The sequence below is a fragment of the Marinoscillum sp. HNIBRBA16962 genome (assembly GCF_057801515.1).
Map to the genome: position 1 here is coordinate 1235001 of NZ_CM173603.1, position 21294 is coordinate 1256294.

Genomic DNA, 21294 nt, shown 5'->3' on the forward strand with positions numbered 1-21294 from the left:
AGTTTATATTACCTAGCAGTATCCTGAGTATGGCGGGACCGGAGGAATCCCGTCTGAATCAGCCGGCACCATCCGGTAAGGCTAAATACTCCTGAGAGACCGATAGTGAACCAGTACCGTGAGGGAAAGGTGAAAAGCACCCTGAGTAAGGGGGTGAAATAGTACCTGAAACCGTGCGCTTACAAGCGGTCGGAGTCCTTTAGTGGGATGACGGCGTGCCTTTTGCATAATGAGCCTACGAGTTGTCGTTGTTGGCAAGGTTAAGTTCTACAGGGACGAATCCGGAGCGAAAGCGAGTCTTAACAGGGCGGTTAGTCAGCAGTGGCAGACGCGAAACTTGGTGATCTACCCATGGGCAGGGTGAAGTGTGGGTAACACCACATGGAGGCCCGAACCAGTATACGTTGAAAAGTATTTGGATGACCTGTGGGTAGGGGTGAAAGGCCAATCAAACTGAGAGATAGCTCGTACTCCCCGAAATGCTTTTAGGAGCAGCGTGGAGGTTAAGTTTATCAGAGGTAGAGCTACCAATTGGACTAGGGGGAGTCACATCCTACCAAATCCAGATGAACTCCGAATGCTGATAAATATACTTCACAGTGAGGGCTTGGGTGCTAAGGTCCAAGTCCGAGAGGGAAAGAACCCAGACCTACAGCTAAGGTCCCAAAATCTATACTAAGTTGAACTAAGGGGGTCCAGTTGCTTAGACAGCCAGGATGTTGGCTTGGAAGCAGCCATTCATTTAAAGAGTGCGTAACAGCTCACTGGTCGAGCGACAGGGCATCGATAATAATCGGGCATCAAGTATAGTACCGAAGCTTAGGGTGTATTTATACACGGTAGGGGAGCATTCTCTGCGGGGCGAAGGGTATCCGTGAGGATATCTGGACTGCAGAGAAGCGCAAATGTAGGCATAAGTAACGATAATGCGGGCGAGAAACCCGCACACCGATAGACTAAGGTTTCCCCGGCAATGCTAATCAGCCGGGGGTTAGTCAGGACCTAAGGCGAACCCGAAGGGGGTAGTCGATGGATAACGGGTTAATATTCCCGTACCACCTTTATTTTCGATGGGGTGACGGAGTAGTGGAACCACCGCGTACTGACGGAATAGTACGTTGAAGGGTGTAGGTATTGGACTTGCAGGTAAATCCGCAAGTTTAGCTGAACCTGATAGTACCGCAAGTCTACGGACGCGCGGATAGAGTGGCTAATCAGACTTCCAAGAAAAACCTCTAAGGTTAGGATAAAGGTGCCTGTACCGTAAACCGACACAGGTAGTCAAGGAGAGAATCCTGAGGTGCTCGAGTGATTCATGGCTAAGGAACTAGGCAAAATGGCCCTGTAACTTCGGGAGAAGGGGCTCCCCGACGGTAAAGCGTCGGGGACGCAGTGAAAAGGCCCAGGCGACTGTTTACCAAAAACACATGGCTTTGCGAAATCGAAAGATGAGGTATAAGGCCTGACACCTGCCCGGTGCTGGAAGGTTAAGGGGGGATGTTAGCTTCGGCGAAGCATTGAACTGAAGCCCCAGTAAACGGCGGCCGTAACTATAACGGTCCTAAGGTAGCGAAATTCCTTGTCGGGTAAGTTCCGACCTGCACGAATGGTGTAACGATCTGGGCACTGTCTCGGCCATGAGCTCGGTGAAATTGTAGTAGCGGTGAAGATGCCGCTTACTCGCAACGGGACGGAAAGACCCCGTGAACCTTTACTATAGCTTCACATTGGTATTGGGTAAATGATGTGTAGGATAGGCGGGAGACTCTGAAGCTGTGTCGCCAGGCATGGTGGAGTCGTTGGTGAAATACCGCCCTTTATTTATCTGATGCCTAATCCGCCAGCTGGCGGAGACAGTGTGTGGTGGGTAGTTTGACTGGGGTGGTCGCCTCCAAAAGTGTAACGGAGGCTTTCAAAGGTACCCTCAGCATGTTTGGTAATCATGCGTGGAGTGCAATAGCATAAGGGTGCTTGACTGTGAGGCCCACAAGCCGATCAGGGTCGAAAGACGGATATAGTGATCCGGTGGTTCTGTATGGAAGGGCCATCGCTCAAAGGATAAAAGGTACTCCGGGGATAACAGGCTGATCTCCCCCAAGAGCTCACATCGACGGGGAGGTTTGGCACCTCGATGTCGGCTCGTCACATCCTGGGGCTGGAGAAGGTCCCAAGGGTTGGGCTGTTCGCCCATTAAAGTGGCACGCGAGCTGGGTTCAGAACGTCGTGAGACAGTTCGGTCCCTATCTGTTGCGAGCGTAAGAAACTTGAGTAGATCTGTCTTTAGTACGAGAGGACCGAGATGGACTAACCGCTGGTGTACCAGTTGTCTCGCCAGGGGCACTGCTGGGTAGCTATGTTAGGAAGGGATAAGCGCTGAAAGCATCTAAGCGCGAAACCCACTACAAGATGAGGTTTCTTTTAAGGGACGTTAAAGATGATGACGTAGATAGGCTGCAGGTATATAGGTAGTGATATCAGAGCCGAGCAGTACTAATTACCCGTAAGCTTTCTTCGTACTCCGACGGTATGCATGTCGGGGAGCGATAAACTCGCTTGATTTTTTCTTTTCAAAGTAAATCTTTCACAATATGGTTAATGAGTTATCAGGATATGGTTAAGAAGTAACCGATAACCTTGTAACTAAGAATTTATCTACTGAAGTACTGATATTACCAGAACGTAGGTAGGAAGACTTTATGGTGATTATGGCGGTGGGGTCCACCTCTTTCCATTCCGAACAGAGAAGTTAAGCCCACCAGCGCTGATGGTACTGCAGTAACATGTGGGAGAGTAGGTCGTTGCCAGTTTATTATAAGCCTCTTGGAGTAATCTGAGAGGCTTTTCTTTTGTTAGGTGTTTCAAAGATATTAACGACCTACTCTGGAGAGTAGGGCTAGCCGCCCGCGACTAGCCGCCCGCGACTGGGCGTCCCCGTCGTTGCCAGTTTATTATATAGCCTTTCAGAGCGATCTGGGAGGCTTTTTTGTTATAACGGTTGCCGGTTAAGCCGGGGGGCGCCCGCCCAGCCCACCAATGCTGATGCACCGGGACGCGTAGTCTTCAGGCTACGTGCCCCGGTAACATGTGGGATGTTGTTAATTCAGCATCCCTTTTTTGTTTGCCATGCATGGCAACATTGTATAGGATTAAAGTCCTGAATGAGCCTATTTTCTCTCAAATCCTCTCCCTGCGCCCTCACTAGCTGTGCGCCTCCAAGGGAGGGATAATATTTTCCAGACGCACACAAATATTGAGTGATCCTAAATTAACATTGATAAAAAATAACTATAGATTTGGGCGTTCGTTAGGAGTATAAATAATACACATTAATGTATTTTCTCAATCCTGAAGCATTTTGGGCGTTCTTGTTAATTTTAATTCCGATCCTGATTCACTTATTCAATTTAAGAAGGGTGAAGAAGATCTATTTTTCAAATCTTAAGTTTTTAACGAATGTTACTCAACAGCGTAAGTCGCGTACGACCTTAAAGAAACTTTTAGTTTTACTCACCAGAATTTTGGCAATAGTCTTTCTGGTCTTTGCATTCAGCCAGCCATATTTGATTTCAGAAGAATCTAAAGGACCGGTAGCTTCTCCTGTAATTTATCTTGACAATTCTTTGAGCCTCCAGCGAACAGATGAAAGCGGTAATTTGTTATTGCTCAATTCAGTTTCCAGCGTATCAGGATTATTAAATAGTTTACCTAAAGGGCTAAATGTAGGTTTAATAACTAATGATGAGCGCGTATTGAAGTGGGATGTACGGGAAGAAGTTGCTGAAAAAGTGCTTGAAACAGACTACGCCAATCATGTAACAACTCTCGACCAAGTATACCCGAAAATAAAGCAACTTCAGGCTCAATATTTTTATGTCTTTTCTGACTTTCAGAAAAGTACTTCTTCCGGATTGGAAGCAATAATTGAGGACACTACTATTCGGACTACTTTGTACAAGCTTCAGTCACCTATAGAGAGAAATCTATATGTAGATTCAGTCTATTTGAATGAACCTCTCAGTATTTCCTCGGATAGCAAGCTGAACATTGTAATTAATAATACGGATAGTGAGCCTGTGTCAGATTTGCTAGTGAAGCTTTTTAAAGAGGATACACAACTGGCGTCTTTTACGGTAAACATTGGTCCGAAAACGAGCCATAGTTTGTTACTGGATCTAGGGGTTGGGGTGAATGTGACAGGCGAATATCGAATTGAGATTGATGATTCACCTGTGGTATTTGATAATAAGTTTCATTTTTCTATCAACAAATCAGAAAAGCCTTCGGTAGTAATCCTTTATGATGATTTTGATAATCGTTTTCTGCAGAGAGTCTTTAATGCTGATTACTTTACCTTGTCTACTGAAAGCGTAACAAATGCCTCCTTTCAGAATGTAATGAATGCAGACCTCCTGATACTGGATCATTTGGAAAGTATTCCGGACTGGCTTAACAGTCAGTTTTCCCAGTTAAAAGGTAAGGTTCTGGTTTGTCCGGGAGACCAGGTATCATTGGGTAGTTATAATTCAATTTTAGGGTTTACTATTAAGAAGTTGGATTCTGCCAAAACAACAGGGCTTGCGAGTAACTCCCTGAATAATCCTTTTTTTAAGGACGTGTTTACTGAGCGAAACGATCGTTTAAGCCTACCTGATGTGGAAGTGGAATATGAGGTGCAGGGGTATTACGAACCTGTTTTGGTGACTGATGCAGGCCTTCCTTTCCTTTTGAAAAATGAGAATATTTACTTCATCGCTTCCGGGCTGGAGTCCAATGAAGGCACTTTCCCAAAACATGCCATTTTTGTGCCTGTAATGTATAAGCTGGCTCAACGGGAGGAGCTAAATAAACTCTATTTCAGGATGGGAAGGGATGTGATCCGTATCAGGCAGGATTCTATCTCCAGGGAACGGCTCATTGAGCTTAAAAATCAGAATAATAGCTTTTTACCATCCACAAGATTTACAGATGAGGGATTGATGATTGAAATACCAGAGGTGTTGGATAATCCGGGTCTTTATTATCTTACTATGGATGATGATACGCTTAGAAGTGTGGCTATTAATTATGCTAAAACAGAATCTGAAATAGGCACTTTTTCAGGTGAGGAGCTGCAAAAGCTTACTTCAGGATATTCTCATGTGAATGTTCAGGAGATTGTGAATGTGCAGGAATTTTCAGAGCAGCGATCTAATGATGGTGATTCCGATAGTTTATGGAAATATGCACTATTTTTGGCACTGTTCTTTTTGATCTCAGAGATAATACTGCTTAGGTTTATTTAATGAAGCTTTTACTTAAAAACGCCCATATTCTGGACCAAACTTCATCACATCATAACAAAAAGCTTGATGTACTGGTAGAAGGGGGCCGCATTGTTGAAATTGGAACAAAACTTTCAGCAAAAAAGGAAATTGACCTGGGTGGGCAGTATTTATCGCCAGGGCTGGTGGATTTATTTGCTCACTTTAATGAACCTGGAAACGAACATAAGGAGACCGTACACTCCGGGATAAACTCTGCGCTTTTTTCGGGATTTACAGATGTATGTCTGATCCCAAATACCGAACCAGTCATTGATTCAAAAAGTGATGTTAGCTTTCTGAAAAACAAATCCACAGAAGGAATTACCATTCACCCGATAGCAGCGGTGAGTGAGGGATGTGCCGGAGAAAACTTAACTGAAATACTGGATCTGAATGCTGCCGGATCGGTTGCTTTTTCTGATGGTCTGTTACCAATCTGGAACTCTGAACTTTTATTAAAGGCACTTCAATATGTCCAAAAGTTTGACGGGCTTATAATCAACAGGGCGAAGGATATTCACCTTTCGCAGTTCAGTCAAATGCATGAAGGGCCTGTAAGTACATCTCTGGGATTGAAGGGAGAGCCTTCCTTGTCGGAGGAGTTGTCAATAAAGCGTGATCTGGATGTGCTTAAATATGCCGGAGGTAGAATGCATTTTACCCATCTTTCTACCGCCAAAGGGGTGGAACTTATTAAGGAGGCAAAAAAGGCCGGGCTCAAAGTCACGTGTGATGTAGCCATTCATCAGCTCATGTATACGGACCAACTTTTACTATCCTTTGATACTAATTATAAGGTGGATCCGCCATTTCGCTCAGAAAAGGATAGAAAAGCGCTGATCAACGGACTAAAATCCGGTGTGATCGATGCGATTGTCTCCTCTCACCAGCCGCAGGATGCTGAAAACAAAGAGCTGGAATTTGACCTGGCCGCTTATGGTATTTGTTCATTACCAACTGTTTTTAGCAACCTGGTGAAATTAAGCGATGAGCTTCCACTGGAAATAAGCATTGAACGATTGACTCATGGACCCCGGAAAATTCTGGGTTTGACCGATGTTAAAATTGAAAAGGGAAATGAGGCACGACTAGCTGTTTTTGACCCTAAGCAGGAGTGGCTTTTCGATACATACATCAACCCTTCCAGATCTGAAAACTCACCGCTTTTTGGAGAGAAATTAACAGGTAGATGTACGAATGTGATTAACGGCGAAATTCTGAAAACGCAAAAGGAATTGACTGCACATGTTTAAAGCATCCTGGAAATATGCTATTGCCTGTGGTGCCTTTTTGATAATCCTTTATCATATATCGGCTTTTTTTGGATTAAACCCACTGATCAATATAGGCCATCTTTTATTTGACATCCTCATATTTGGTCTCTTTATATTCTTTGCCTTGAAGGAATTTAAGACTTATGGCAACAATGGAATCCTTCACTTTTGGCAAGGAATGACCATAGGTTTTACTGTTTATGCCATTTCCACGGCAATTTTTTCATTGGGGTTGATGATTTTTTTCTTTTTTGCTGAAGATGCTGTAATAAAATACCAGGAAGCAGCGACTAATTTTTTGAATAGTAGAGCTGATATTTATAAAGAACAATTTGGCGAAGAGGGTTTCGCAAAACAACTGCTGGAGATTCAAAAAGTAACTATGGGTGACCTTATTATCAGTTCTACGTTAAAAAAAATATTGGCAGGATTCTTTATAACCCCGGTTATATCCATAATTTTAAGAAAACAACCTAAATAATCACCAAAATGGAAGAAACAAAAGACGTATCACTCAAAAGTGTAGCACTGAAATACGGAGTTATCAGTGGCCTTCTGGGCATCATTTATTTTGTAGGAATTGATTTTGCCGGCTTGGTAGGTAACTCTGTGGCTGGCTGGCTAGGCTATATAATCACCGCTGTAGTCATGTTTTTCGCGCATAAAGAATTTATCCGCGACGGAGATGGCTACATGAACTATGGGCAGGGTCTTGGTTTGGGAACCTTAATGGCGCTCGTATCCTCAGTCCTGGGCAGCATCTTTGCCTTTATCTACATCAAATATATCAATCCGAACTACATGCAAAATGTAATGGATGCTCAACGAGTGGCTATGGAAGAGCAAGGCATGAGTGAAGCACAGATAGAACAGGCGATGAGCATGTCAGAAAACTTTATGGGTCCCACTGCAGTATTAATTTTCGGAATTGTTGGAGGTGTGTTTTTTGGTTTTATCATTGCGCTTATTATTTCAGCAATCACGAAGAAATCGAGACCTGAATTTGAATAACAAAAAAGTACGTGTCAAAAGAGTTATTACTTTCCATTGTCATCCCGGTTTATAATGAAGAAGAGTCGCTACCCGAACTGTTTAAGTGGATAGTTGACGTAACTGATAAGCACCAGTACAGTATGGAGGTGCTTTTTGTAGATGATGGGAGTACTGATAAGTCATGGGAGGTTATCACCTCCCTTTTTCAAAAAGACCCAAGAGCCCGGGGGCTGCGGTTTAACCGAAACTATGGCAAATCAGCTGCATTACAGACTGGTTTTCAGGAAGCCAGGGGCAGCGTGGTGATCACCATGGATGCTGATCTTCAGGACAGCCCGGATGAGATACCTGAGCTGGTAAATATGATCACCAAAGAGGGGTATCAGCTTGTTTCCGGGTGGAAAAGGAAAAGGAAAGACCCTATTGGTAAAACGATACCTTCCAGATTTTTTAATGCCGTAACCAGAAAGGTATCCGGAATCAGGCTCCATGATTTTAACTGTGGCCTGAAAGCGTATGATAGCCAGGTGGTGAAAAACATCGAGGTTTATGGAGAAATGCACCGGTACATCCCATTGATTGCCAAGTGGAATGGTTTTTATAAAATCGGGGAGAAGGAAGTGGAGCACAGGCCCAGGAAGTATGGCAGGACAAAATTTGGGTTAGAGCGGTTTATTAACGGTTTTCTGGATTTGATCTCAGTCAGCTTTGTGACCCGCTTTAGAAAGAACCCCATGCATTTTTTTGGATCTCTGGGGACTTTATCTTTCTTTTTCGGGATGGTGGTGACCATTTGGCTGATAGCCAGAAAGCTCTATGAAATACAACATCACTTACCTGCGAGGGATATAGTGGATCAGCCGCTTTTCTTTCTTGCTCTTGTGGCCATTGTCATTGGTACACAGCTGTTTTTAGCAGGTTTTTTGGCTGAAATGATCATCCAGGTCAATCCTAAAAAGAGTGACTATCTGATTATCGAAAAGCTTGGCTCAGATGCCTAAGTATTCTATTATTATTCCAGTTTACAATAGACCGGGAGAAGTAGCTGAGTTATTAGACACCCTTACTGCTCAGACTTTTAAGGATTTTGAGGTTATTGTCATTGAGGATGGATCTACGGTCAAGTCTGATGTTGTGGTTGGGAGTTTTGGACAAAGGCTTGATATCAAATATTTCTTCAAAGAAAATGAAGGACAGGGGTTTGCCCGAAATTATGGGTACAAACGAGCCTCTGGCGATTACCTGATTGTTTTTGATTCTGATTGCCTGATACCACCTCACTACCTGGAGTCAGTAGAGGACTTTCTGTCAAAGCAAAAGGTAGATGCCTTTGGCGGGCCTGATGCGGCACATAAGTCATTTACGCCCATTCAGAAAGCCATCAGTCACTCTATGACATCCTTTTTCACTACGGGAGGGATCCGGGGTAATAAAACACATGTAGGCACCTATCACCCACGGAGTTTTAATATGGGCATAAGTCGCGAGGTTTTTGAGCAAACCAAAGGGTATATCATTCCTTTTATGGGGGAAGACATGGAATTTAGCGCCAGGATTTTGGAGAGCGGGTTTAAAACGGCCTTAATTCCGAAAGCTTTTGTTTACCACAAGCGGCGAACCAACCTTTCTAAGTTTTATAAGCAGTTGAAATACTTTGGTCGTGCGAGGGTCAACCTCACAAGGTTTTACCCGGGTGAGCTGAAACTCATTCACTTATTTCCACTGGTGTTTACCCTGGGGTTGATTTTTTCAATAGGGCTGGCTGCCATAGGTAGTATTTTTGGATATGTGGGAGTGGTTTTGTATCTGAATTATTTCTTGCTGATTTATGCTGAGGCTTTGATTAAAACTCAATCCTTTCGCGTAGCCTTTCTCAGCCCCCTGGTCGCGTTAATTCAGTTTGCCGGGTATGGTTATGGTTTGATCTATGAGTGGTTCAGAAAACTGAGAGGATTGGATCCAAATACGAAATACATTGAGCTTTATTGATTTCGGGTGCTCTCATGATAGAAGAGGGACTTGAAAAGTTGGGGGTTAAGGTTTTTCGACCCGGTAAATAATCTCCTTTTTGGGGAGGGCATACCTTTTAACCTCCTCTTCAGACAGCTCCATTACCATTTTTTCTTCCACAACTTTGAATCCCGAAGAGGCTAACCTTTCCGCATAATCTTTTCCATACATACGGACATGGTCATCCTGCCCAAATACCTTTTCCCGCTCTTTTGGATCTGTGATGGATTTATCTTCAAAGGTCTTATCCTGTATGGGTTCAAAAAAAGGAATCTGTAAAATGGCCCACCCTCCGGGCTTAAGAACTCGTCGCATTTCTTTCATGGCGAGGATATCATCATTCACATGCTCCAGCACATGATTACAAAAGATGATATCAAATGTATTTTCCTCAAATGGAATATCATGAATATCCATTTTGACTTTAGCGAGTGGAGATTCTATGTCTCCGGTGATGTATTCCAGGTTTTCCAGACCTTCAAAGCGATCCATAAAGCAAAGCTCAGGAGCAATGTGGAGCATTTTTCTTTTTTTTGTAAAAAAGTCTGTTTTTCGCTGTAAGTAAAGCCAAATCAATCTGTGACGTTCAAGGGCCAGACATTTGGGGCACAGGGCGTTTTCCCTGGATTCCTGTCTGCCATAAGGGAGAAATTTGCGAAAGGTAGAAGTGCAGACCGGGCACTCTACCGTGTTGCCTTTGTAAAAGAGGGCTACAACCCTAAGGCCGTAGTGGCTGACAAGCTGGAGGTATTTTCGCGGAACCTTACGCAGTAGAAAGCTAATGATCTGCTTCATGGATAATAGGATGACTGATTAAATTTTAGGAGGCCAAAGATATTCAAGATAATTATCTTTAAGGGTCTTATCGGGTGATGAGACATTATTTCCGCCTATGCCAATGATCAAGCAATTTTTCATAGTTTTTTGCTTATTTATGACTTTTTCTCAACTCCGGGGGCAAGTTGGAAAGGATGATGTCAAGTCATATATCCCAACAGAAAACCTGGACCGGAAAAAGGAGGCGAACAGGTCCAAAAACAAACCCAGGGATAAGAACTATAGCTATATCTACAAAGAAAGTACTGAGGGTATACTTTATGGAAATCCCTGTGCGCTGGAAGAAACCCGAAAAATGGGTTTTGAGTATGTGGTTCAGAAGCAGGCATTACCTGGCGGTATGGAAAAAGAAGATGTTCGCTGGCATAACTTCTGGGTAAAGGTTAAGCTTGTAATCACAAGATCACCATTCTGGAAACTAATCTTAAAAAAGAGACTAAAACAATGTGCTCATAAAACCGGAGATATCGTAGGGTAAAGCCTGTGAGGGATTTCGGCAGTACAAGAAAAAAGTAATATGGAAGCATTACCGGTAGCATTTTCTAAAACCACAATTACGGAGCTTATGATCCCCAGTTACGCCAATTTTGGCGGCAAGATCCATGGGGGTATTCTGCTCTCACTTATGGATAAGGTAGCTTATGCCTGTGCCAGCAAGCATGCCGGAGCTTATTGTGTGACGGTATCTGTGGATGAAGTGGAGTTTTTACAGCCGGTAGATGTAGGTGAGCTTGTCCATTTCAAGGCTTCTGTAAATCATGTGGGTAATACATCTCTGGTGGTGGGAATACAGGTAACTGCTGAAAATGTAAAGAACCATACCATCAAACATACCAACACCAGCTATTTTACCATGGTAGCCAAGGGAGAGGATGACAAGCCGACTAAAGTTCCTCCACTGGCTTTGGAAAATATGGATGATATCAGGAGGTTTATTGATGCGCTTAAGCGAAAACGCCTTAAGTCTGAATCAAACAAAAAGATGAAAGACGAAAAGTCCCACTTTATATTGGCTGAGGATTTTCACCTCCTAAAAGGTCAGCGATGCGAGACAAGGCTATCTGGCATGGATGATGATATGAGCAAGTTTTTTGCAAAAGAGTGATCACTCACCTATCCTCTTTTCGCCACATAAATTTTAATCCTGACCAGTCCTGATCCACAGCGCATACTTTTACATCTACGAGGCCTCCCTGCAGTCCAATGCGACGGACATCATTTCCATTTAGGTCTGTTTGAATTTCAGATGCTCCTTTTGGCCAGGATATCCACAGTGTTCCGTCTTTCTTGAGGGCTTTTTTAAGCTGATTCCAGTGGCTCTGCAGATTGTCTTTTTCTATAAAAAATGCATGAATAAAATCATATTGACCACTCAGGGTATCATCAAAAGTAGTGTCTTCCGGGACCTGGAGCAGATCAAAGTAATGCTCAGCCAGGTTTAAGTTGTGTAAGTAACACCTGTAGCCGGGTTTTAATCCTAATTTTTTCTCCAGTGGAGTTCCTGAGTAGCCAGCAGTAGCATTCATGGGCAGGTAAGTGATATGGGATCAGAATACCCTAAAATTTGGGCTTTTTTATAGCTTTCGCAAGCCTTATTTGTGATCCCCAGAGCTTCGTAGCCTTTTGCGGCAATCACGTAGTTTTCAATACTGTCCGGCCAGACGTTGATATTCCAGTGGGTGGCTTTTACTGCTTTGAGGTATTCTCCGGTTTTCAGGTAGCTGTCTGCCAGCCCCGTATAAAGACGGTAATGGTGCGGTGGAAGAGCTTTTCCGGTTATGACAAGAGGGTAGGCATCCCCGTATATAGTTTCATATTTTTTAATAGCATTGTCACTGGCTATCTCAAAGTACCTTTTAGCTTCTTCCTGGTTATGCAGAAGATCACGGTGGATTTCTGCCATTTCGATGTAGATTTCCAGGTCTCTATACCCCGAGATCAGCAATTCCTTAAAAACTTTTAGCGATTTGTAAGGTTGATTGGTGTTTCGGTAAGAGACCGCCAGATGTTCTTTTAACGGAAGTGGCTGACGTTCGGCATACTCCTCGATAAGCTCAAAATAATAAATAGCCTGATCGTATTCTCCCTGGTTAAAATTGTGTTCTCCCTGAAATATGAATGAATTGTAGAGCTCTGTTTTGTACTGGTACATATCCTCCTCAGATTCGAGGAAGGTCCCCAGTCCATTGATCGTTTCCAGCGCTGTCCCTACATTCCCAACTCTGTAGTGAGATTTAGCTTCTTCAAACCTGGCTCTTCGCTCGGCAAGTCGTTCTTTTAACGCTTCAGAATCCAGGTAGTCTTTTATGCTAATGCCTGACATGACGATGACAGCCAGGATAAAGGTAAACCCGAATGCATAAGCAGTGGCCTTCCAGTTTTCCTTCCAGTCTATCTCTGGCTCATGGTATTGTGGCCTTCTGCGGTAGGTTCCTGGTCTGGGTGGAGGAGGTGGCGGGTTGTACGTTTGACCGGAGGTATAAGGTTGTGATTGTCCGTATTTGTACTGTATGTCATACCGGGCCTTTTCGTAGGGGTTTGATAAGACCTGATAAGCCTGGTTGATTTCTTTGAACCGCTCCTCCATTGCAGTATCTCCTCTGTGTTTATCAGGGTGATATTGCAAAGCAAGTCTTTTAAATGCCGCTCTAATCTCAGCTCCGGAGGCTGACTCTGTGATACCTAGTATGGAGTAATAGTTTACCATAAGCTGAGGTTTTTTCCTTTTAATAGCTTCTTAACGCATTTTAGGGGGATTATTGTTTCCTTATGAAATCAGCTTTTGCGCAATCCATAGTGCCAGAAAGCATAAAGCCAGCCCACCAATGAGACTGGCAGAGACGTATATAAGATACTGACCGTACAGTTCACTGCGCAGGAGTTTTACTCCTTCCAGTGAAAATGTGGAGAATGTGGTAAACCCTCCGCAAAATCCGGTCAGGAGGAATAATTGATATGGTTGATAGGTGGATTTGGTCATTATGCCTGCGAGGAAGCCAATCAGCAGGCTACCTACGAGGTTTACAGTAAGCGTTCCATAAGGAAATGCCGCTGTGGTAAGTTTCAGGCTATAAAGCCCAATGAGGTATCTGGAGATACTTCCTGCAAATCCACCAAATCCAACCAGAAGTAAATTCTTCATCATTTCAGTGTGTCAAGGTATTGTCTGGCATGCTTTTCCAGGTCAGGAAAGAACGTCGTGAATTCTTCTTTGTAAGCATCATAGTCCTTTTTCAGATCTTTAGTAGCATGTTCCATTTTAGATTCGAAAGGAGTCCTTCTTGCCATCCCGCTGAGTGCCCGGTGTACACCCTCTGTAAATTTATAGTGGTAAAGCCAATTATCTCTTTTCATATAGGAAAACATGCGGACAGCTTTTTTCGGTACCATATCGAGGTATTTGCTCATCATTTGATAAAACCTCTCGGTAAAAGATATGAGCGATTCTACATGATATTCTTCCCACATTGCAGCTAGAAAATGATCGTAAAAAATATCAATAATGACCGGCGCATAGTGATGATACTTTGGTCTCAATCGTTCCTTACTCTGAGTGACTACCTCATGCACGTCAGTATACCGGTCTATTTCGCGATGCAGCAATATACCCTTCTGAATTTCCGGGTCATATTCTTCAAAGGCTTTACCTTTGACAAAGTCACCCACAAAATTACCGACCATGACTTTTTCCTGGTGAGGTGACAGATATATGTGAGCTAAGAAGTTCATTTAGTGCAGTTATGCTGTACAAAAATTTTGTACATCTTGGATTTTAACTTAAGTTTAAAAATTAATTTGCTAGTTCCGCTAAACGTTAACTGATTATCTCAGGAAATTTGACAAATATGAACCGAACCCATCTCAATTTACTCGTACAACTGGCAAGAGTAGACGGGGTGGTTGTGCAGGACGAAATAGACCTCATCAAGCAAATAGGTGAAGCAAATGGCATGTCCTCTGATGACATAAGTGCGTGCTTTGAAGACCCGAGTCTTATTGAAGACCTTGATAAGCTTAGCAACGATGAAAAGTACGAGTATATCTATAATATCGTACAGCTCATGAAAATAGATGGTCGGCTTTATAAAGAGGAAATAAGCTTTTGTGCAAAAATGGCTAGCAAGTTGGGTTACAGTGAAGAGGTACTGCTGGAACTCATGCTAAAAATCTACAGCGACCCTGAGATCTCTGCTGACAAAGAATCGCTCAAAGACACCATACAGCGATACCTGAAAAAATAAGATGGATTATTCGGAGCATTTTCTCCACCTTTTGAGGCTCCTCAAAAAGGAAAGGGAGGAGGACAGAAAGCAATACGAGGATAAAATTCGTAATCGATCCCTTGAGGACAGAAAGAAAGAGGGGGTTACATGGTACCCTGTACAGATCGACCGGTCATATCTGGGGACTGGTGAAAAGTGGACATTGAAGATAGAGCGAAATACAGACCTTGATAATCGGCATTTCTTTCAGGCAGGTTCGTCGGCCAGCCTCTTTTTAAATGATGCCAAAAGAAAACTCAGCGCTTCAGGAATCATTAGCAGGATTTCTGACAAATACATGACCCTGGTTCTGAATAAAGAAGACCCGCCGGATTGGCTGGACGAAGGCAGACTGGGGGTAGACCTCCTTTTTGATGAAAGTACCTACGACGAAATGGAGCGGACCATGCGTCATTTGGCTGGTGTCCGGGAAGGGAGGATTGCCGAGCTTATAAAGATTTTACTGGGTTCCGAGGAGCCTTTTTTTGAACAAAATCATGATGTGAGGCATCCAAACCTCAATGACAGTCAGAACAGGGCTTTGAACTTGATACGGGCAGCAAAGGATCTCGCACTTGTTCACGGACCTCCCGGCACAGGGAAAACCACTACGCTTGTAGAAGCCATAAAAGATACCGTTTCCGACGAAAAGCAGGTATTGGTCAGTGCTGCAAGTAATGCAGCCGTAGACCTTCTAGCTGAAAAGCTGACAAAGCAGGGATTGCGTGTTTTAAGGATCGGGCATCCTGCTCGCGTGACGGAGGAGGTGATCTCCTGTACAGTTGATGCACGGCTGTCTGAGCACAATGATGCTAAAATGCTGAAGGACCTGAGGAGAAAAGCGGAAGAGTTCAGAGAGCTGGGGAAAAAATACAAGCGAAACTTTGGAAGAGCGGAGCGTCAACAAAGAAAGCTCTTACTGGATGAGGCCAGAAACCTCCGGGAAGACGCTCACCTCCTGGAAGACCATATGATCCGGGATGAGCTAAACAAAGCGGAGGTCATAGCCTGTACACTTGTGGGTGCCAATAGTAGTTTTTTGCAAGGGCGAACCTTTAAAACCCTGTTTATAGATGAAGCATCTCAGGCCCTGGAACCTGCCTCGTGGATTCCGGTATTGAAAGCAAGCCGCGTGGTGATGGCCGGAGATCACTGGCAGCTTCCTCCCACGGTTAAGTCTAAAGAAGCAGCTAATGCCGGTTTGTCAGAAACCATTTTTGAGCGGACTATTGATAAGTTCAAAGCAGATGTAATGCTGGAGACACAGTACCGCATGCATGATGAGATCATGTCATTCTCTAATAATTATTTCTACAAGGGAAAATTAAAGAGTGGAGAAGTGATCAGAAACCGAAGGCAGCTTTTCCAACAACCTGTTGCATTCATTGACACGGCAGGCTGTGGCTATGATGAAAAACTCAACCCCGAAACGCTTTCTACTTACAATGAGGAGGAGGCCCGCTTTGTTTTGGATCAGCTGGACCGTATACTGGGAGAGCTTGATGAGCAGGAAAAGCCACTTTTACGTATCGGCATTATTGCTCCTTACAAGGCACAGGTAGAAAAACTGAACACCTTTATTTTGGATTACCCGTGGTACAAAGAGCTGGGAAGACAGGTATCTGTTAATTCAGTAGATGCCTTCCAGGGACAGGAGCGGGATATAATGCTCATCTCTATGGTACGTAGCAATCCAAGCGGGGAGATAGGTTTTTTAGCTGATAAGCGCCGTATGAATGTGGCGATGACCAGGGCAAAGTATTTACTGATAATGGTAGGAGACTCAGCTACACTGAGTGCCAATCCTTTTTTTGATGAGCTGGTACAAAATCTACAGTCGAGAAATTTTTATCATAGCGCTTTTGAGTATTTGTATACGTAAGTGGTCATTTATACAGGTTTTTCAAGGTAGAATTTTAAAAATCATAGCTTGAAAAGCTAATCCTTAAAAGTTCGAAAATAGCCCCCTGATTTTTAAAAATGCTGGTTTAACGATGAATAGTTCTGGTTCATCTCATTCATTTATGTAGAGAGAACAGCCTTTACTAATTTTCTAGTATGTTAAGGAGGGGATTCGTTTTTTTGTTCCTGTGCTGTTTCATGTACTTATTGGCTTGTGCTCAACGTCTTGAGCTGGTTTTTTCCGACCCCTTTTCAAATAATCCGTTACCTAATAATAATATAAGTCAGGTTGCCCAGGATACACTGGCAAGAATCTGGATAGTTTCAGAAAATGGCTTGTTCAGATACAATGGTCAAGATATTCAGACTTTTTATCATGACCCTGCAGACAGCACATCCATTCCAAGTAATACTATTCGTGATCTGAGGTTAGGTTCTGAGGGATATTTATGGGTTAGCACAGACAAAGGTTTGTCAAAGTATGAATACCGGTGCGATTGCTTTCATCCGGTAATTAATTCTGAGAAGACATACGGGCTGGAGACGGTTGATATTTTTAAAACAAAGGAAAGAGAGGATGGGGAGATCTTTTTAGTTACACCTTCATCTATTTACACTTTTACTGAAGATACGCTACGTTTGGTTTTTACCCTGAATGGTGCATTAATCCATGATTTTGCTTTTGATGGTATTGATGGGCTGTGGGTTGTTGGTTCCGAAAATACAGGACTGGTATATTTCGATCTAAAGACAAAGAAATCACGAGTTTATACCAGTGGTTCGGATGATCCTTCAAAACCCGGAGCAAATGAAATTAGAAGCATATCAGAGTACCATGGTAAACTCTGGCTGGCTACTTATGGCAATGGCATACATTCATTTGACCCTGTAAGTGAGACTTTCAGGAAATATCCATTTTATAGTGATTATGACAGGTATGGGATCAAAACTTACGTCGATAGGGATGGGCGATTATGGGCTATTGATTGGACCGGGTTAAAACTTTATGATGAGGGTAAGGATTTTTTCCACGGTTACTACGCCTATGATTACAATACGTCCAAGCCTGATCTCACGAATATTTTTCAAGATCGACAAGGAAATTACTGGACTAGTCACATGCCGGGAGGGATCAATGTAAGGTACGCCCTAAAGGGATTCAAGAACCTCAATACTTCAGATGAAAACTACTGGCGCCTTACCGATAATCATATAACAGCCGTATCCACTGATGCTAAAGGCAATTGGTGGTTTGGGAATTATCATAACGGTATTGATGTATTTCACTGGGAGACGGAGAGGTTGTATTTGGGTAATCAAAGCAATGACCCTTCGAGTTTAGGAGGTGGTTCTATTTTGGAGATCTTTACAGATTCCAGACAGCAAACATGGGTTGGGTCTTACCTGGGAGGGCTGCAGCGGTATGTGCCTGCTGATCAATCTTTCGTCACCTATTCCTTTGATCCGAAGGATTCTTTAAGCATATCAGGCAATGATGTCAGATCTATTGCGGAAGATTCACTTGGCAGGTTATGGGTAGCAACTCACGGATGCGGTTTAAATCTCTTCGAACCCGCCAGCGAAATATTTACACGGTATATGGGAAGTAATAGCGGTCTGTCAAATGACTGGCTCTATAAAGTTGTGGTGGATGACGATCAAAATGTATGGGTTGGTACGGCTCATGGTCTAAGTTTACTGCGTGGGGGTAAGTTGCCTTTTGAAACCTACCTTTATTCAGCAGCTGATACCAATACCATAACTGAGGATCATGTTTTTAGTATTCTGGAATCCCGGGATGGAACAATTTGGGTTGGTACAGGTAAAGGGCTTTGCAGGTATAATACTGCTTCAAATAATTTTTCGAGGGTTGATCTGGGAGGCGAAAATAGGATCCTCAGTATAGAGGAAGATGAGCTGGGATTCATCTGGTGTGCCTCGGGTAAAGAGCTGATTAGGTATATCCCGGGACGAGACACCTATCATAATTTCACAAAAGAAGATGGGTTGCAGGCGGGTAGTTTTAACATTGATGCCAGTTTTCGGAATCCAGGCGATAATTACCTCTTTTTTGCCGGTGAGCAAGGTGTGAATTACTTCAAAGGCAAGGATATCAAACTAAACACCCACCCTCCGACGGTTGTATTTTCTGACTTTCGTCTGTTTAATAATTCAGTATTACCATCTGAAAAGTCTGTTCTGAAAAGTCATATAAGTGTTGCTGAACAGATAACTCTCGAATACAATCAAAACGTCCTTACCCTTGAATACTTTTCTGATAATCTGATTAACCCTCAAAAAAATGAGTTTATGTACAAACTGGAGGGTTTTGATGAGGATTGGATATTTGCTGCAGATCGTAACTCAGTTACTTATACAAACCTTGATCCAGGCACCTATTCATTCATGGTGAAAAGCAGCAATAATGATGGCTACTGGAGTGAAAGGCCAACCTCAATCACCATCATTGTATCCCCACCGTATTGGCAAACATGGTGGTTCAGGATACTTATATTTTTAGTGATAAGCAGTTTAGTTTATGCGTTTTTCTATGTAAGAACCAAAAGGCTCAGACATCAGCAAAAGCTACTTAAACATGAGGTACGGAAAAGGACCAAAGAGCTGGCCATGAAAAACGAAGAACTCATGAAAAGTAACAAAGCAAAGGATACATTAATGTCCATTATTGGTCATGATCTTCGTGGTCCTTTCGGAAGGATACTTGGTTTTTCGGAGTTATTAAAAGCTCGGTATAAAGACCTCTCTTCAGAAGAAAGAATGCAGAGCGTCTATCACATACATTCCTCAGCAACTACGGTTTATAATCTTCTGGACAATCTTTTAAAGTGGATAAGAAGCCAATCAGGTGTTATTGACTATAACCCGATGAAGGTGGATATCTATATGTTGATAGAAGAGTCACTGGATATTTTCCTGGATTTTTTCAAGGAAAAGGAGCTGCAATTGGTTTTTGAAAGAAAACAGCCCTTGCCTGTGGTGGCAGATAGTGAGATGGCAAAAACAATTATAAGAAACCTGATAAGCAATGCGATCAAATTTACTGAACCTGGTGGTGTAATTACCATTTCTGTGAACCGGGATGGGCATCATGTCAAGGTTTCTGTGCAGGATACAGGTATCGGAATGGATAAGAAGGAATTAGATCAGTTATTTACCCAGGAGGTTTCGTCCCGGCCGGGTACCACCGGCGAGGTGGGACATTCGATTGGGTTGCAGATCTGTAAAGAGTTTGTGGAATCTAATAAAGGTACCATTGAAGTAAATAGCACTGAAGGTGCCGGAACCACCTTCCGGTTCACCCTTCCATTAGCCTGACACGTTTACTATCCCAGGTGGTTCAGCACTTCATAAACCAAAAAAGCAGGCCACACCAACGCCTTTAAAAAGCCAACTACTCCCATCCAAAATCCTGTAGCGGCTGAAATGTAGTAAACTGCCGCCCCGATAAACCCCAGACCATAAACGGCATTTCCGGAATGATTTTGCGATTTGTTTGCCATGATATTTCTTTTTAAGTGATGTGAATTTATTTGCTGTGAGTAACAATTTCAATGATACTCCTCATTAAAAGAAATGATTCATGTTTTTGCAAAATGCGGGTTTGAGTATATTTAGTGTGCCATTCAAAAAAGACCATGAGACGTTTCACAGCTTTTTTATTTGCTTTTCTGGTTACCTCCTATGCTTCATCACAAATGACCGGCCATGTCAATTACGAAAAGTATGGGATTGCTTTTGATATTCCGGAAGGTTGGGTAGGTCAGGAAGGAGATGGCGTATTGCTCCTGGGTTCGAATACAATAGCCGGAGTGGTACTTATCACTACCCATAATTACAACCTGGATCAGCTAACCAGTGAAGCCCGGAAAGGTATAAAGGATGAAAACGGAACCAATTTGCTACTGGACGGAGAGCTGGAGTCACTTTCATCCTCAGTTATAGGCGGATTATTTCAGGGAACCCTGGAATGGCAGCAAGTGAAAGCGTATACCATAGGTATGGAAAACCGTTCCGGTTTGGGGCTGACAATCATGGCTACCACCACATCTGATCAATTTTCTGATACGCATATAAATGTTGCGAAAAGTATTTATCGTTCAGTGAAGTTCACAAAAGTGGATCGGAGTGGAGAGCTGGAAGAGTGGAAGACCTGGCTGTCAAACGTGAAACTTACTTACATGGATTCTTATTACTCTTCTTCTTATACTTCCGGGGGTGTTTCCGGAGGGTATAGCTCTGAAACGGTGATAGACTTGTGTGCAAGAGGATATTTTAACTATGGAAGTAGCAACAATGTGTCGGCCAGTGGTGCAGGAGTGTCTGGCTACAATACCTCTCAGGGTGCTGGAAATGGAACCTGGGATATCCGCATAGATTCAAATGGAGAGCCAGCCCTGTTGCTGAGCTTTCACAATGGCGAGCAGTATACTTATCTGCTGGAATACAGAGATGAAAAACTCTTTCTTAATGGTTACAGATACTTCCGAACCACCGAGGGAGATTATGCACCAAACTGCGACTAGCTAACCCAGAAACCAGGAGATGTGTGTGCATTCCGCACATACAAAGCAGGTAGCGCTTTTATTGGCCCAGTCTAAACCAAAAAAAGATGCTACAGATGTGTTTAGTTGAGCTTGTCTCGTCCAAAACAGGTCATGCTTGCAAACAGGACATATCAACGGATTTCCTTTG

Annotated in this window: 18 protein-coding genes and 2 rRNA genes (1 of these 20 cut by a window edge); 14 read left to right on the forward strand and 6 right to left on the reverse strand. The window is 43.2% G+C overall.

The genetic code is table 11. The annotated features are described in order from the left end of the window. The 8 genes from AC3E9V_RS05160 to AC3E9V_RS05195 all read left to right on the forward strand — a co-directional run. Positions 1 to 2514 (forward strand): 23S ribosomal RNA (locus AC3E9V_RS05160) (it extends 375 nt beyond the left edge of the window). Positions 2515 to 2695: 181 nt separating this feature from the next. Next, positions 2696 to 2807, forward strand: a 5S ribosomal RNA gene (gene rrf / locus AC3E9V_RS05165). Between the two features lie 522 nt (positions 2808 to 3329). Then, entirely contained in the window at positions 3330 to 5282 is a 1953-nt protein-coding gene (locus tag AC3E9V_RS05170; protein ID WP_488752121.1) for a BatA domain-containing protein, read from the forward strand. After that, positions 5282 to 6556, forward strand: a complete 1275-nt coding sequence (locus AC3E9V_RS05175) for a dihydroorotase (RefSeq protein WP_488752122.1) — start codon at positions 5282 to 5284, stop codon at positions 6554 to 6556. Before AC3E9V_RS05170 ends, AC3E9V_RS05175 begins: the two co-directional genes overlap by 1 nt. Continuing rightward, complete coding sequence (locus AC3E9V_RS05180) at positions 6549 to 7058, forward strand: DUF4199 domain-containing protein (protein WP_488752123.1); 510 nt, start codon at positions 6549 to 6551, stop codon at positions 7056 to 7058. Before AC3E9V_RS05175 ends, AC3E9V_RS05180 begins: the two co-directional genes overlap by 8 nt. Before the next feature lie 8 nt (positions 7059 to 7066). Beyond that, positions 7067 to 7588 carry a DUF4199 domain-containing protein gene (locus AC3E9V_RS05185; RefSeq protein ID WP_488752124.1) on the forward strand — a complete coding sequence of 174 codons (522 nt, stop codon included), beginning with the start codon at positions 7067 to 7069 and terminating at the stop codon, positions 7586 to 7588. A gap of 11 nt (positions 7589 to 7599) precedes the next feature. Further along, on the forward strand, positions 7600 to 8571 hold the full coding sequence (locus tag AC3E9V_RS05190) for a glycosyltransferase family 2 protein (RefSeq protein ID WP_488752125.1): 972 nt from the start codon (positions 7600 to 7602) through the stop codon (positions 8569 to 8571). Further along, positions 8564 to 9559, forward strand: a complete 996-nt coding sequence (locus AC3E9V_RS05195) for a glycosyltransferase family 2 protein (RefSeq protein ID WP_488752126.1) — start codon at positions 8564 to 8566, stop codon at positions 9557 to 9559. Before AC3E9V_RS05190 ends, AC3E9V_RS05195 begins: the two co-directional genes overlap by 8 nt. Before the next feature lie 45 nt (positions 9560 to 9604). On the opposite strand, the gene AC3E9V_RS05200 is transcribed toward AC3E9V_RS05195, so the two are convergent. After that, entirely contained in the window at positions 9605 to 10375 is a 771-nt protein-coding gene (locus AC3E9V_RS05200) for a class I SAM-dependent methyltransferase (protein ID WP_488752127.1), read from the reverse strand. A 139-nt stretch (positions 10376 to 10514) separates the two neighbouring features. Between AC3E9V_RS05200 and AC3E9V_RS05205 the strand changes: the two genes are divergently transcribed. Further along, entirely contained in the window at positions 10515 to 10895 is a 381-nt protein-coding gene (locus AC3E9V_RS05205) for a hypothetical protein (RefSeq protein WP_488752128.1), read from the forward strand. Between the two features lie 39 nt (positions 10896 to 10934). Continuing rightward, complete coding sequence (locus tag AC3E9V_RS05210) at positions 10935 to 11522, forward strand: acyl-CoA thioesterase (protein ID WP_488752129.1); 588 nt, start codon at positions 10935 to 10937, stop codon at positions 11520 to 11522. 4 nt (positions 11523 to 11526) lie between these two features. On the opposite strand, the gene AC3E9V_RS05215 is transcribed toward AC3E9V_RS05210, so the two are convergent. Genes AC3E9V_RS05215 through AC3E9V_RS05230 form a run of 4 tightly spaced genes read right to left on the reverse strand, consistent with a single transcriptional unit; the run spans position 11527 to position 14146 of the window. Then, the gene (locus AC3E9V_RS05215) at positions 11527 to 11943 is read right to left on the reverse strand and encodes a DUF3052 domain-containing protein (RefSeq protein ID WP_488752130.1); all 417 of its coding nucleotides are present in this window, start codon (positions 11941 to 11943) and stop codon (positions 11527 to 11529) included. Then, on the reverse strand, positions 11940 to 13124 hold the full coding sequence (locus AC3E9V_RS05220; RefSeq protein ID WP_488752131.1) for a J domain-containing protein: 1185 nt from the start codon (positions 13122 to 13124) through the stop codon (positions 11940 to 11942). The genes AC3E9V_RS05215 and AC3E9V_RS05220 overlap by 4 nt, the downstream gene beginning before the upstream one ends. A 60-nt stretch (positions 13125 to 13184) precedes the next feature. Continuing rightward, entirely contained in the window at positions 13185 to 13562 is a 378-nt protein-coding gene (gene crcB, locus AC3E9V_RS05225; RefSeq protein ID WP_488752132.1) for a fluoride efflux transporter CrcB, read from the reverse strand. Next, positions 13559 to 14146, reverse strand: coding sequence for an acyl carrier protein phosphodiesterase (locus tag AC3E9V_RS05230; protein WP_488752133.1), 588 nt, complete (start codon positions 14144 to 14146; stop codon positions 13559 to 13561). The genes crcB and AC3E9V_RS05230 overlap by 4 nt, the downstream gene beginning before the upstream one ends. Before the next feature lie 116 nt (positions 14147 to 14262). Between AC3E9V_RS05230 and AC3E9V_RS05235 the strand changes: the two genes are divergently transcribed. The 3 genes from AC3E9V_RS05235 to AC3E9V_RS05245 all read left to right on the forward strand — a co-directional run bounded on the left by AC3E9V_RS05235 (position 14263) and on the right by AC3E9V_RS05245 (position 19917). After that, complete coding sequence (locus tag AC3E9V_RS05235; RefSeq protein ID WP_488752134.1) at positions 14263 to 14658, forward strand: TerB family tellurite resistance protein; 396 nt, start codon at positions 14263 to 14265, stop codon at positions 14656 to 14658. A 1-nt stretch (position 14659) separates the two neighbouring features. Next, entirely contained in the window at positions 14660 to 16561 is a 1902-nt protein-coding gene (locus AC3E9V_RS05240; RefSeq protein ID WP_488752135.1) for an AAA domain-containing protein, read from the forward strand. 356 nt (positions 16562 to 16917) lie between these two features. After that, positions 16918 to 19917: a ligand-binding sensor domain-containing protein gene (locus AC3E9V_RS05245; protein WP_488752136.1), complete on the forward strand. Its 3000-nt coding sequence runs from the start codon at positions 16918 to 16920 to the stop codon at positions 19915 to 19917. Between the two features lie 8 nt (positions 19918 to 19925). Here the strand turns inward: AC3E9V_RS05245 and AC3E9V_RS05250 are convergent, their stop codons facing one another. Then, positions 19926 to 20102 carry a hypothetical protein gene (locus tag AC3E9V_RS05250; RefSeq protein ID WP_488752137.1) on the reverse strand — a complete coding sequence of 59 codons (177 nt, stop codon included), beginning with the start codon at positions 20100 to 20102 and terminating at the stop codon, positions 19926 to 19928. A 135-nt stretch (positions 20103 to 20237) separates the two neighbouring features. Between AC3E9V_RS05250 and AC3E9V_RS05255 the strand changes: the two genes are divergently transcribed. Next, a complete protein-coding gene (locus AC3E9V_RS05255) occupies positions 20238 to 21125 on the forward strand; it encodes a hypothetical protein (protein WP_488752138.1) in 888 nt (295 codons plus the stop codon). The last annotated feature ends 169 nt before the right edge of the window (positions 21126 to 21294 follow it).